Below are 13,307 nucleotides of genomic sequence, written 5' to 3'. Positions count from 1 at the left end.
ATGGCGAGCTGCCGTGGATACGAGGGCCCTCGTCTTTGTCTTGGCGCTCGGCGGTTCGGCGGGCGTGGGCGCCGCCCTGACGGTGCGCGACGCGCTGCCGGTCTCGCCGGTGGTCCGCGGCCTCTCGATCGGCGAGCGCTTCCTTCCGGACGGCGCCTCGCCGGCGGTCTGGCTCGAGGCGAGGCGCGACGCCCTGCGCGCGCGCGTCGTCCGGCTCCGCCACGACGACGTGGAGCTGACCTCGACGCTCGGTGAGGTGGGCGTCGCGATCGACGTCGGCGAGACGCTCGCGGCGGCGCAGCGCGTCGGCCACGAGGGCCCCTGGGCGCGGCGGCTCCGGGAGGCCCGGCGGGCGCGGCGCGGCGGGATCGACGTGCCGCTCGTGTGGGCCGTCGACGAGGCGAGGGCCCGCGCGCTCCTCGAGCGGCTCGCCCCGCAGGTCTACCGGATGCCCGTGGACGCGCGGGTCGACCTCGCGAACCGGCGCAAGATCCCGGAGCAGGCCGGCCGCGAGCTCGACATCGACGCCTCCCTCGCGGCGCTCCGGGCCGGCGACCACGACGACGAGGAGCTCATCGAGCTGCCGGTCCGGTACATCGCGCCCGCGGTCGGCGTCGACGATCTGGTGAGCGTCGACGTCAGCCGGGTCGTCGCGGCGTACGAGACGAAGTTCAAGCGGCACGGGAAGGAGGCCGGGCGCGCCGTCAACATCAAGAACGCGGCGTCCAAGATCGACGGCACCATCCTGGCACCCGGCGAGACCTTCTCGTTCAACGCCCATGTCGGCCCGCGGACGCACAAGAACGGCTTCACCATCGCGCCGGAGATCCTGGGCGACGAGACCGTCCCCGGTTACGGCGGGGGGACCTGCCAGGTCTCCAGCACGCTCTACGCCGCGTCGCTCTTCGGCGCGCTCGACACGCCGGACCGACAGAGCCACTCCCGCCCGAGCGCCTACATCCCGATGGGGCTCGACGCCATGGTGACCTACCCCGAGTCGGACCTGAAGATCAGGAACACGCTCCCGTTCCCGGTCATGATCCACGCCTATCTGCCGGAACCGACGGTGCTCCGCGTCGAGATCCTGGGCGGCGACCCGGTGGCGGAGGTCGATCACCGCATCTCGGCCGAGCACACCGACGACTTCATCCGCCGCATCTACGTGAAGTCCGAGCTCTCCGAGGGCAAGGTGAAACGCCACCAGAAGGGCTCGTGCGGATACGACGTGCGATCCCACGTCACGCTCCGTTACAAGGACGGCAGGGCCGCCGAGCGCCGCTATACGAGCGAGTACAGGCCCGCGCCCGAGGTCTTCTGGGTCGCGCCCGACTACGACCGTTCCACGCTGCCCGAGCTCTCCGAGCACGCGAAGGCGGTGGAGGAGCTCCTCGAGGGGGAGACCCCTTCCGCGGAGGGGAAGACCCCGCCTGCGAAGGGGCAGGGCGACGGTCCTGCGGACGGGCAGGGCGACGGCTTCTCGATGTGAGCGGGGCGCGGAGGCCCTCCGCGGCCCCGCGGCTCATCTGCTGGCAGAGGTGGGCGCGCCCTGCGGCCGGCGCGAGCGCGCGCCGCCGGCCGCGCAGCCGTCGATGAGCTCGCCCGGTCGGTATTGACCTGGTGAGCGACGACTTCGGCGGAGAAAATCTCAAGATCGAAGAACGAACAACACGGCAACATCCGACAGTCGCGTGGTCCCCGCTGCGCTCCGGGAATATTCCTGTGGACGGTGGGTGACACAGGTGTAAATGGCCGTGCCAGCCGGGGGACCCGGGTGAGCTGCGACTCGGCTCGATCGCGGGCAACACGCCGGAAGCGAGCCCTCCGCGGTGGGATTGCGTGAGCAGACGGCAGATGCAGAGGGGGCGAGCACCGATTGCGCGAGGGGACGCCGGGCGGCTGCCGGGCCGTCGCGAGCTCCTCGCCGGCGTCGGGGCGACTGCGGGTCTGCTGCTGCTCGGCTGTCGCGGTGAGCCGGTCGACGTGCGGGAGCAGGCCGCCATCGCCGCCGGCGGCAGCCGGGGTTACGCGGGCCCGGCCGTCGAGCTCTCGTTCTGGACGGGCTTCACCGGGGGCGACCGGCCGCCGATGCAGCGGCTCGTCGAGCGGTTCAACCGCGAGCACGACAACATCACGGTGCGGATGAGCGTGAACCGCTGGGGCGACTTCTACCAGAAGCTGCCGGCCGCGGTCGACAGCGAGAGCGGCCCCGACGTGGCCGTCATGCACGCCGACCAGCTGGCCACGGCCGCGGTCCACCGCACCCTCCTCCCGCTCGACGAGGTGACCGAGGCGCTCGGCCTCGGCGCCGCCGACTTCTCCGAGACGCTCTGGAACGCCGGCGTCTTCCGGGGCCGTCGTTACGGCGTCCCCCTCGATATCCACCCGCTCGGCCTCTACTACAACCGCGCCGTGCTGGCCGACGCCGGCCTCGACGACGCCGCGCTGCCTCGCTCCCGGCGCGACTACATGGCGGTCCTCGAGCACCTCCGGCAGAGGGGGATCCAGGGATCGTGGGTGTCGCCTGTCCTGTTCACCGGCGGGCTGATGTTCCAGTCGATCCTGTGGCAGGCGGGCGGCGAGCTGTTCTCGGAGGACGGCGCCCGGGCGATGTTCAACTCCGAGGCCGGCGTCGAGGCGCTCGGCTTCATGCTCGAGCTGGTCCGGCGAGGCTACAGCCCGCGCGACGTCGGCCAGGACGCCGACAGCATCGCCTTCACCAACAACCGGAACGCCTTTCTCTGGAACGGCATCTGGATGATCAACATCTACCGGGCGATCCCCGGGCTCCGGTGGGGTGTCCTCCCGGTGCCTGTCATCGGCGCGCAGCCGGCGGTCTGGGGCAACGCGCACCACCTCGTGCTTCCGCGGCAGCCATCGACCGGCGCCGGCCGCCTGAGGGCGTCGGTTGTGTTCCTCGCCTGGCTGAGCGAGCACTCCCTCGAGTGGGCGGGGGCCGGCATGGTGCCGGCCCGGCGGGCGGCGCGCGAGAGCGCCGCGTTCGGGCGGATGACGGAGCAGGCGATCTTCGCCGAGCAGCTCCCGGTGGTCCGCTTCCCGCCGGCGTTCCCCGGGGTCGACTCGGTGCGCGCGTCCACCCTCGATCTCGCGGTGAACGAGGCCGTGCTGCTGCGGGCCGCGCCGCGCGAGGCCCTGAACCGCGCCGCCCGCGAGGCCGACGCGCTGCTCGCGACCAACCTGAAGAAGTTCGCGAGGGCCCTGTGACCGCGGTCGACGTCCCCCTCGTGGAGCCCGGCCGGGCCGAGGCGGACGGCGTCCCGCAGAGCGCCCCCGGCGTCGGTCGGCTCCGGGAGCGCGGCCTCGCGCGGCCGCGCCGGTGGGCTCCCTACCTGTTCCTCGCGCCGTACCTCGCGCTGTTCGGCCTCTTCGTCGCGGCGCCGATCGTCCTCGGCGCGTGGATAAGCCTCCACGACTGGGACCCCTACCTGCCGTCGCGGCCGTGGGTCGGCCTCGACAACTACGCGGATCTGTTCCGGTCCGGCTCGCCGACCCGCGGCAATTTCTGGCGCGCGCTGCGGGCCACCGCGCTGTTCACGGCGCTGAGCGTGCCTGTCCTCGTGACGCTCCCGCTGCTGCTCGCCCTCGCGCTCAACCGGCGATTTCCCGGCCGATCGTTCTTCCGGGCGATGTTCTTCGCCCCCTACGTGCTCGGCGTGGCGGTCGTGGCCCTGATGTGGCGGCTCCTGCTCGACCCGCACATCGGCGTGATCAACCACCTGCTGGGGAAGCTGGGTTTGCCCGCCGACACGGGCTGGACCACGGCGGTGCCGTGGGTGTGGGTCTCGCTTGTGGGCATGACGGTGTGGTGGACGCTCGGCTACAACGCCGTGATCTACCTGGCCGGGCTGCAGAACATCCACCGGGAGCTCTACGACGCTGCCCGCATCGACGGCGCGACCCGCTGGCAGCAGCTCCGCCACGTCACGGTGCCGGGGCTCAGGCCGGTGTTCGTGTTCGTCGTGACGATGACCGTCCTCGGGTCGGCCAACATGTTTGGGCAGGCCTATCTGATGACCGGGGGCGGTCCTGGCAGCGAGACGCGCACGACGATCATGTACATCGCCGAGGAGGGGTTCCGTAACTTCCGCCTCGGCGCCGCGGCGGCCATGAGCTACGTCCAGGCGTTCTTGCTCGCGCTCGTGAACCTCGGCATGTTGCTCCTGTTCTTCGGCCGGCGCGGCGGCGGGGACGCTCGATGAGGCGCCGGCGGGCCGACGACAGCTATCCTGTCCGCCGCCGGCAGATCGGGAGTGTCCTGTCGTATGCCGCGCTGCTCCTCCTCGCCGTTGTCTACCTCGCTCCGGTGATCTGGATGGCGCTCACCTCGCTCAAGTCGCCGCCGGAGGCGACGGCGGTGCCGCCCACGCTCTTGCCCGCGCGGGCGACGCTCGAGAGCTACGAGGCGCTCGCGGGCTCGAGCTCCGGGGCGCCGGTGCTCCGCTGGCTCCTGAACAGCGTCCTGGCCGCCGTGGCCCATGCGCTGCTCGTGCTGGCCACGGCGGCCCCGGCGGCGTATGCGCTCGCGCGCATGGAGTTCCGCGGCAAGCGGCTCGTGCTCGCCGCGGCCCTCGCGACGCTGTTCATCCCGCCGATCCTGTTCCTGCCCGCGAACTACCTGATCGTCCGGGCCCTCGGCTGGCTCGACAGCCTCCCGGCCCTCGTCGTGCCGCCGGCCGCCTCGGCGTTCGGCGTCTTCTTCCTGCGCCAGTTCTTCCTCGGGCTCCCGAGGGAGCTCGAGGAGGCCGCCGCGCTCGACGGCGCCAGCCGTCTCCAGGTCTTCTGGAAAATTGTACTGCCTCTGTCGAAGCCGGCCCTGGCCACGCTGGCCGTGCTCAGCCTGCTGAGCAACTGGAACGACTTTCTCTGGCCCATCTACGTGCTGTTCAACCCGGAGAAGCTCACGCTGTCGCCTGGCCTCGCGCTGCTCCAGGCGGCCCACGCCACCGATTACGCGCTCGTCACGGCGGGCGCGGTGGTGGCGAGCGTCCCGGTCCTCGCGGTCTTCATCGCCGCGCAGCGGTACGTGATCGAGGGCGTCGCCCGCACCGGCCTGAAGGGGTGATCCGCGGCGCGCCACGGCGGCGCGACGGCAAGGACATTGGCTGTCCGCGCGTCATCGCCTCTGCTTGACCCGGAGTCGCGCTCGGGGGAAGCTCTCTGTCCTCGGCGGCTGGCGGCGCCCCTTTTGCGCGCGGCCGAGCCGCCGCGATGTGCCGGCTGCCAGGGACGACGGCTGGTGTGTGCTTGGCTTATCTTTTCTTCACGCCTTCACGCTTGCCATGGTGATTGAATGACCCTTTCTGGCTGCTTCAGCGCGGCCGTCGCGCGAGCTCGCCCATGAGGCCGAAGAGCTCGACCGGGCCGGGCGGGGTGAGCTTCCCTCCGCTGAACTCGCGGTAGAGCGTGTGCACGTTCACCGCGATGCGCTCCGCGTCGCTCCAGCTCGCGTAGTCGGCGAGCGCGATGTCGCGGGCGGCGTCGGCCGGGGGCATGCCGGCGTCGTAGCGGCGCCGCGCCTCGTCGCGGATGTACACGAGGTAATCGCGGACCGCGCGCACGCCGGCGCGATCCGTGATGGGCCCGTGCCCCGGGACGATGACGTCGGCGTCCAGCGCGAGGATGGTGTCGCACGCCTTGATCCAGTTGCCGACGGGCCCTGCCCACAGGATCGGCGTCACGTCGATGAAGAGGATGTCTCCCGTGTAGATCGCGCGGTCCGCGGGCACGTGCACGAGCAGATCGCCCTTCGTGTGGGAGGGGCCCACCTCGATGAGGCGGACCTCCTTGCCCCCGACCGCGACGGTCAGCTCCCCCTCGAAGACCCGGGTCGGCGCCGTGGGGACGATCCCGTCGAAATCGAAGGCGCCGAAGCAATGGACGAGGTACTCGCCCAGCGCGCCGGCGGCGCCGCTGCGCGCCTGTCGCATCAGCATGGCGAGCATCGGCGCGGGGATCTCATCCATCTCGGCGGCGCCGGCGCGCGTGGCGATGATCGTCGCGCCCTCGACGAGCGCGTTGCCGTAGCAATGGTCGCCGTTCGCGTGGGTGTTCACGACCGTGCCTATCCGCGCCGCGGCGGGGGTCGCCGCGCGCATGGCGTCGAGCATCTCGCGCGTGCGCTTCAGGTCGAAGAGCGTGTCGACGAGCAGGGCCTCGCCGTCCGAGGTGACGAGCCCCGCGTTGCTGAGCCCCCAGGTGCCGGCCGGCTGGAGATACGCAAAGCAGCCGTTGCCGACGTCCTGCAGCCCTTGATCATACCGCCATCGACTCATGTTCATCTCCTTGTGCACGAGCGTTTCCCGGCGCGGCGCTACCAGGCGAAGGCCTCCGGCGCCTCGCCGCCGGGGCCGGGGAACACCTCGTCGAGGCGCTTCAGGTGCTGCGGGGTCAGCTGGATCTCGAGGGCGCGAAGGCTCCCGTCGAGCTGCTCGGCGGTGCGCGGGCCGATGATGGGCGAGGTCACGACCGGGTTCTGGAGCAGCCAGGCCAGGGCCACGTCGGCGGGCTTCTCGCCGAGCTCGGCGCAGAACGCCTCGTAGGCCTCCAGCTTGGCGCGGCTCTTCTCGATGCGCGCCTGCGCGTCGGCCGAGGCGCGCCGGCCCTCGCGCGCCTTCTGGAGGGCGCCGCCGAGCAGCCCCCCGGCGAGCGGGCTCCAGGGCAGGACGCCGAGGCCGAACGCGCGGCAGGCGGGCAGGACCTCCAGCTCGACGGTGCGCGCGCTCAGGTTGTACACGCACTGCTCCGAGACGAGGCCGAGGAAGTGCCGCTGCGCGGCGAGGCCGTTCGCCTGCGCGATGTGCCAGCCGGCGAAGTTGCTGCTGCCGACGTAGAGGACCTTGCCCTCGCGGACGAGCTGCTCCATCGCCTGCCAGATCTCGTCCCAGGGCGTCTCGCGATCGATGTGGTGCATCTGGTAGAGGTCGATATGGTCGGTCTGCAGGCGGCGCAGGCTCTCCTCGCAGGCGCGGCGGATGTGATAGGCCGAGAGCCTCCTGTCGTTCGGCCCTTCGCCCATGGCGCCGTAGACCTTCGTGGCGAGGACGGTGCGGTCGCGCCGCTCGCCGCCCTGGGCGAGCCAGCGCCCGACGATCTGCTCGGTGATCCCCTCTCCGCGCTTCCGGCCGTACACGTTGGCCGTGTCGAAGAAATTGATCCCGTGCTCCAGGGCCCGGTCCATGATGGCGAAGCTGTCGGGCTCGCTGGTCTCCGGGCCGAAGTTCATCGTGCCGAGGCAGAGGGGGCTGACCTTCAGGCCGGTGCGTCCGAGATTGCGGTAGTTCATGGTGCCGGGGAGGGTAGCAACGCGCCCCGCGCGCCGTCCACGCGCAACCGCTGAACGCGCCGTAGGGTTTCGCCGGAGTCACGCGTCCGTGAGCCGGCACAAGGCCGGTCTCAGCGATCGAGGGGCTTTCTGGCGCTGATGAGCGAGTATCCGGCGTACGCCGGCATGACGGACACGTCCGTGAACCCGCACCCGCGGACGAGCTCGTCGAGCTCGCCGGCCGTGAGCTGCTTGCCGGGGGTCAGATACACCATGTTCATGGAGCTCAGCGCCGCCGTGAGCGGGCCGTCCTGCCCGTCCGCGAGCAGGAGCTCGTAGATGAGGACGCGGCCGCCCGGGGGCAACACATCGAAGCTGCGCTGGATCAAGCGCTGCCGGCGCGCGCTGTCCCAGTCGTGGAGGACGTTGGCGAAGAAGATCACGTCGTGACCCGGAGGCCACGCGTCGCGGAACATGTCGAGCGCCGCCACGTCGATGCGCTCCTCGAGGCCGTGCTCCGCGACGTACTGCCTCGTCGTCTTGCACACGGGCGGCAGCTCGGCGACCGTGAACCGCACGCGCGGATTCTGCCGCGCCAGGGCGATGCTGAAGCAGCCAGAGCCGCCGGCGACGTCGAGCAGGCGCTCCACGCCCGTCAGCTCGACCCGCTGCGCGAGCCCGACCGCCGTCGCGAAGGAGTGGCTGTGCATCGCCCGGGTGAAGACGAACGCCCGCTCCTCCGACAGGTCGACATGGTCCCACGCCTCCGTGATGGTCTTGCCGGCGTCCCACGCGACGGCCCCGTCCCGCCGCAGGGTCTCCAGCAGGGTGCTGTGCGAGACCGGGACCTGACCGATCAACCGCAACATGTGGCCCCAGTAGAACGGCCTGCCCGGGAGCAAGAAGTTGCGGGACGTCTCGGTGAGGTGGAACTTGCCCTGAAACCGGGCCAGGAGCCCCATTCCGGCCAGGGAGGCCAGGAGCGCCTCGGTCGCGCGGAAGCTGAGAGAGAGCTGTCTGGCCAGCTCCGCGATGCCCGTGGGCTCCCGATCGAGCTGCGAGAACACGCCGAGCTCGTCCGCAACGCTGAGGATGGGCAGCTGAAAGATCGATAACGAGAGCTGCCGTATCAGAGAGTCGTCACAGGTGGGCTTTTCGAGGTCCATGGGCATCGATCCGTTCCTCCGTTCTGCTCAAGAAGGGATTCGGGCGCCGGCGCGGCCGGTGTTCGATCCATTCTACACATACCTGAGCGCTGTCGGGTCTGCCCGGGCGTTGCTTTCCGCCTCGCGGCCCCCGCCATTTCTATCGGTCGCCGCGCGCCGGCCGGTCAGCAGGCTCACTTGGCCAGCTTGATCACCGAGGCAGGCGCCTCGTCGGTAGCCCATGTCGTCCAGTAGAGGGCGCGGCAGTCCTGCGCGAGGCTGCGGACGTAAGCGGCGCTGTCGGCGAGCGGCTCCGGCGCGCCGCCGGAGGAGCGCACCCGCTGGAGCTGGTTATCGCCGCCGCTGTACCAGTAGACGAAGGTGGAGTCCACCAGGAGGCGCGCGGGGTAGTCCGCCGACGCGAGCACCCCTGCGCCGGAGCCGTCCTTGTTCGCGGCGTGGATGTTGCCGCCGACGATCCAGTAGATGCGCTCGCCGACCGCGATGTCCCCGGGCAGATCGTCGCCCTCGACGCGCGTCGACGCGACGGTTCCCGTAGAGAAGCCGGAGGGGCGGGGGCGTTCGCTGTGCCGCTTGGTTGAAATATTTCTCGTCGCGGGAGAGGGAGAGCTCAAGGCAGCGGCGTGTGCCGGCGGGCGGATTCAGCGTCGACGTCGCGCGTTATCCTCCGTTGCCCGCGCCGAGATCCACGCTAGGGTTCCACGCAGAAAGCGCTGTTATCTGCCACCCACCGCGAGGTCCTGAAGATGTGGCCCGACACGCAATTGACGAGGGCGCTCGGCGTCGCGTTGCCCATTGTCCAGGGGCCGATGGCCGGCGGCGTGACGACACCTCAGCTGGTCGCCGCGGTCGCGAACGCCGGAGGACTGGGCTCGCTCGGCGCCGGGTACATGGATGCCGAAGCGATCCGGAGCGCCATCAGGGAGATTCGCGCGCTGACCGGACGCCCCTTCGCCGTCAACGTCTTCGTCGGCGAGCCTCGGGCCGAGGCGGCGAGCGGGGTCGACAAGGTCAACGAGGCGATGCACGTCTATCGGAGAGAGCTCGGGCTCGAAGCGCCGACCCAGCTCAAGGGCGTCCCGCTCCTCGATGAGCAGCTGCACGTCGTCCTGGAAGAGCGCGTGCCCATCCTCAGCTTCACGTTCGGGGTGCTCTCCGCGGCGTGGTTGCAGCGGCTTCACAGCGCGGGCTGCTCGGTGATGGGGACCGCGACAACCGTTCGAGAAGCCGCCGCGCTGGCCGACGCCGGCGTCGATCTCGTCGTGGCCCAGGGCGCCGAGGCCGGCGGACATCGAGGGACGTTCCTCGCGCCGGTCGACCGCTCGATGATCGGGCTCGTGGCGCTGCTCCCGCAGATCGTCGATCAGGTCCGCGTACCGGTCGTCGCCGCCGGGGGGATCATGGATGGCCGGGGTATCGTGGCCGCCCTGGCGCTCGGGGCGGCAGGGGTCCAGCTCGGGACGGCGTTCCTGCCGTGCCCGGAGAGCGGCGCTCACCCGAAGCACAAGGACGCGGTCCTCTCTGCGACGGACGAGAGCACGGTGCTCACCCGGGTCTTCTCGGGCAAGCCAGCGCGCGGCATCGCGAACCGATTCATCGCCGAGATGAGCCGTCACGACGACGCCATCCCGCCCTATCCGATCCAGCACGAGCTCACCACGGACATCCGGCGGGCTGCCGCGGCAGCAGGACGCGCGGAGCTCATGTCGCTGTGGGCCGGACAGGCGGCCGGCATGAGCTCGAGCCGCCCGGCCGGCGAGGTCGTCACAAGCTTGAATGCTCAGGTCGAGACCCTCCTGCGCCGGCTGCGCGGATGACGTGACCCCCACGGGTCGCCCGCGACCCTTCACGCGGTCGCGCGTCCACACGACGCCGCTCGTCGGCTCCCTGTAGGCTCGACCCCGAGATCGCGGGCACGTCAGCGCGGGAACGCGCTTGCTCGATCGGGCAATGCCGTGATCGAACCGCGACGGCGCGGCGCCGGCCGTCGCGGCGATCGGCGAGACTTCCGGCCACATCGCCGCTGGCATGCGCGGTGCAACGCCACGTCGCCAGGCAGCGTCGCCAAGGCAGCGTCGCCGAAGGCAACGTCGTCATCAGCCCAGCCGGGCCCCTGATCCTCAGCGACCAGGAGATCGCCGACGCGTTCGCGTCAGCGCATGAGCTTGCTCGGGTGTGCCGGACTGGCCCTGCCAGTCGGCTCTCCCCGGAGCTCCTCCCTGGTTCCTCGCCCCGGGGCCCGCTGAGCAGAGTCGTCGAACAACCATCGCAGTGGACATCTATCTACCATGAGATTCACCACCAAATCAGCCAATCTGTTCATGCACGGCCGCTCGGTCATGCCGGATGGGGTCAGCTCCCCGATGCGCGCGTTCGCGCAGGTCGGGGGCAACCCGATCTGCGCCGCCTGGGCCAGAGGGTCAAAGATCATGGATGTGGACGGCAACGTCTACATCGACTTCCTGAACGCGTTCGGCGCGCTCCTCCTCGGTCATGCGCGAGACGAGGTGGTCGAGGCCGTCTCCAGACAGGCCTCTCTGGGCACCGTCTACGGCCTCTCCACCGCGCTCGAGTATGAGCTCGCGGAGAAGATCGTCGCGAGCACACCGTCGATCGACAAGATCCGCTTCGTGTGCAGCGGGACCGAGGCGGTCATGACCGCCGCGCGCATCGCGAGAGCCCACACCGGCAGGAGCCTCCTGGTCAAGTTCGGCGGCGCGTACCACGGGCACTCCGATGCTCTGCTGGCGACGCCGCTGAACCTCGGCCCGGCAGCGGTGAAGATGAAGGGCGCGACCCAGGGCGTCGCCGAGCAGCTGAACCGCGAGGTGCTGCTGTGCGAGTACAACGACGAGGACCAGCTCGAAGCGCTGTTCTCCGCGCACGGCCCCCAGATCGCGGCCGTCCTGGTCGAGCCCTTCGCCACCAACATGGGCTTCGTCGAGCCGCGGCCTGGGTTTCACGCGCGGATCAGGGCGCTGTGCGACCGTCACGGCGCGCTGCTCATCTTCGACGAGGTCGTCACCGGCTTCAGGTTCAACTTCGGTGGTGTCTGCAACTCGCTCGGCATCGACCCCGACCTCGTGACCTTCGGGAAGATCATTGGCGGCGGCGCGCCGATCGGCGCCTACGCAGGAAAGGCGCGCTACATGCGGCACGTCGCCGTCGGCAACAGGGTGTTCCAGTCCGGGACGTTCGCGGCCAACCCGCTCACGATGGCGGCCGGCAACGCCGCGCTCGACGTGCTGGCGCGCCCCGGCTTCTACGAGGCGCTGGACGCCAGAGGCTCCTGGCTCGAGGCCGCGATCCGGCGCCAGCTCGCGGCGCGGCACATCCCGTTTCACTTCTCCCGCCATGGAGCGCTCGCCGGCGTCGCCTTCCGCGACAGCCGGGAGCCGATGAGGTCGTACAGGGACGTCAAGACCCAGGACTACGACGTCTTCAAGAAGGTTCACGCTCGTCTGCTGGAGCGCGGCTTCCTGATGCCACCTTCGCTCGAGGAGCCGATCTTCATATCGGCCGCCCACAGCCTCGACGACCTCACCTCGCTGGCCGAGGCGCTCGCCGAGTCGATCCAGCTGTCCAGGGCCGAGCGGGCGGCCGCGGACGGCCAGCCGACGTCGGCCGTCTGACGCGCTCCGAGCGCGCCGCCCGCATCACGAAGAGCACTTCATGTCACAGGCCATCATTTCACCCGAACGCAAGGGAGATCCACTCATGAGCCCCATCGCAGCGCGGAGCGCATCGGCAGATCCGGAATCGGTCGAGAGGTGGTATGCCTCGGCCACGGTCCGCAACAGCCCGCGGATCGTCGTGCCGGACACCGCCCACGGCGAGTACATCTTTCCACGCTCACGCCAGCCGTTGAGCGAGCACCCCATCGTAACGGGCCTGGGCGAGGACGCGATCTCGTTCGTCCTCACCCAGTCGGCCTACAGGTACATGTACGAGATCGGCCTCCTCGAGACGCGGTACGTCATCGATTGCGCTCTCAACATCGTCAACAACGAGATCAAGGGCGCGAGCGACGTCGAGAAGCGAGAGGCGCTGGCCATCGTGATCGACGAGGGCTACCACGCCTACGTCGCGCTGGATTTCATCATCCAGATGAAGGCGCTGAGCGGCGTCCAGCCCATCGAGGTGCCCGACACCAACGGCAACCTGGACGCCGTACGGCGCGCCTTCGAGGCCCTGCCGCAGCACATGCACCATGACTTCCAGCTCGTCTCCGTGTGCCTCGCGGAGCACACCTTGACGAAGGACCTCTTGAGCATCGGTCGAGAGAAGGACGCGACGCGCACGTTCACGCAGGTCATGACCGACCACGTCTCGGACGAGGGCCGGCACGCGAACTACTTCGCGAGGCTGACGAAGGCCCACTGGGCGCGGCTCCCCGACGCGACGAAGACCGTCATCGCGACGCTGCTGCCGAGCTACCTCGACGACTACCTCGCCGGCGACCCCGCGCGGGGCTTCGACCGGAAGGTCCTGTCCGCGTACGGCCTCGCCGAGAGCCAGGTGAGCCGCGTGATCGACGAGACCAACGAGACCTATCTCGCGAGCATGAACGGAACCATCACGAAGACCAAGGCCAACCTGGTCAAGCTGCTGCAACGCGTCGGAATCATGGACTTCCCGGCCACGAGGGCCGCGTTCCTCGCCCACGACGCGAGCGCCGCGCTGACGTCGACGATCCGCGCGGCCTGACACGGGCCGCGATCACCCCCCCGACCGCGCCGACCCTCGAGCGAGCCGACGAGGCGCTCCGGCCGGCGGTCGACACGGCTGGCTTCGACTTACAGCTGTCGCGCACGAACAAAACACACCATGAGACCCATCGCAGGGATCTTCGAGGAAGACAC

At 70.2% G+C, this 13,307-nt stretch carries 11 protein-coding genes; 7 read left to right on the top strand and 4 right to left on the bottom strand.

Translation table 11 applies throughout. The features are described from left to right. Positions 1–13: 13 nt before the first annotated feature. The 4 genes from WMF28_RS26740 to WMF28_RS26725 all read left to right on the top strand — a co-directional run bounded on the left by WMF28_RS26740 (position 14) and on the right by WMF28_RS26725 (position 5,080). The gene (locus WMF28_RS26740; RefSeq protein WP_437596152.1) at positions 14–1,486 is read left to right on the top strand and encodes a VanW family protein; all 1,473 of its coding nucleotides are present in this window, start codon (positions 14–16) and stop codon (positions 1,484–1,486) included. A gap of 365 nt (positions 1,487–1,851) precedes the next feature. After that, positions 1,852–3,222: an ABC transporter substrate-binding protein gene (locus WMF28_RS26735; RefSeq protein ID WP_437596151.1), complete on the top strand. Its 1,371-nt coding sequence runs from the start codon at positions 1,852–1,854 to the stop codon at positions 3,220–3,222. Then, entirely contained in the window at positions 3,219–4,217 is a 999-nt protein-coding gene (locus WMF28_RS26730) for a carbohydrate ABC transporter permease (protein WP_437596150.1), read from the top strand. The genes WMF28_RS26735 and WMF28_RS26730 overlap by 4 nt, the downstream gene beginning before the upstream one ends. Next, positions 4,214–5,080, top strand: coding sequence for a carbohydrate ABC transporter permease (locus WMF28_RS26725; protein WP_437596149.1), 867 nt, complete (start codon positions 4,214–4,216; stop codon positions 5,078–5,080). Before WMF28_RS26730 ends, WMF28_RS26725 begins: the two co-directional genes overlap by 4 nt. A gap of 247 nt (positions 5,081–5,327) precedes the next feature. Here WMF28_RS26725 and WMF28_RS26720 read toward each other — a convergent pair whose 3' ends face one another. From WMF28_RS26720 to WMF28_RS26705, 4 genes are all read right to left on the bottom strand, one after another. Next, positions 5,328–6,290: an MBL fold metallo-hydrolase gene (locus WMF28_RS26720; protein WP_437596148.1), complete on the bottom strand. Its 963-nt coding sequence runs from the start codon at positions 6,288–6,290 to the stop codon at positions 5,328–5,330. A gap of 38 nt (positions 6,291–6,328) precedes the next feature. Continuing rightward, the gene (locus WMF28_RS26715) at positions 6,329–7,300 is read right to left on the bottom strand and encodes an aldo/keto reductase (RefSeq protein ID WP_437596147.1); all 972 of its coding nucleotides are present in this window, start codon (positions 7,298–7,300) and stop codon (positions 6,329–6,331) included. 110 nt (positions 7,301–7,410) lie between these two features. Beyond that, positions 7,411–8,451 (bottom strand): methyltransferase, encoded by a 1,041-nt coding sequence (locus WMF28_RS26710; protein ID WP_437596146.1) that lies wholly within the window; start codon positions 8,449–8,451, stop codon positions 7,411–7,413. Positions 8,452–8,618: 167 nt separating this feature from the next. Then, positions 8,619–9,059: a hypothetical protein gene (locus WMF28_RS26705; protein ID WP_437596145.1), complete on the bottom strand. Its 441-nt coding sequence runs from the start codon at positions 9,057–9,059 to the stop codon at positions 8,619–8,621. 132 nt (positions 9,060–9,191) lie between these two features. Between WMF28_RS26705 and WMF28_RS26700 the strand changes: the two genes are divergently transcribed. From WMF28_RS26700 to WMF28_RS26690, 3 genes are all read left to right on the top strand, one after another. Next, the gene (locus WMF28_RS26700) at positions 9,192–10,262 is read left to right on the top strand and encodes an NAD(P)H-dependent flavin oxidoreductase (protein ID WP_437596144.1); all 1,071 of its coding nucleotides are present in this window, start codon (positions 9,192–9,194) and stop codon (positions 10,260–10,262) included. A 471-nt stretch (positions 10,263–10,733) separates the two neighbouring features. Next, positions 10,734–12,077 (top strand): aspartate aminotransferase family protein, encoded by a 1,344-nt coding sequence (locus WMF28_RS26695; protein ID WP_437596143.1) that lies wholly within the window; start codon positions 10,734–10,736, stop codon positions 12,075–12,077. 85 nt (positions 12,078–12,162) lie between these two features. Next, entirely contained in the window at positions 12,163–13,152 is a 990-nt protein-coding gene (locus WMF28_RS26690; protein ID WP_437596142.1) for a diiron oxygenase, read from the top strand. Positions 13,153–13,307: the final 155 nt, after the last annotated feature.

The sequence above is a fragment of the Sorangium sp. So ce590 genome, assembly GCF_051521365.1.
GTDB lineage: Bacteria > Myxococcota_A > Polyangia > Polyangiales > Polyangiaceae > Sorangium.
The sequence above is the reverse complement of the archived record's forward strand: the minus strand, read 5'-3'. Positions and strand labels throughout refer to the sequence as shown.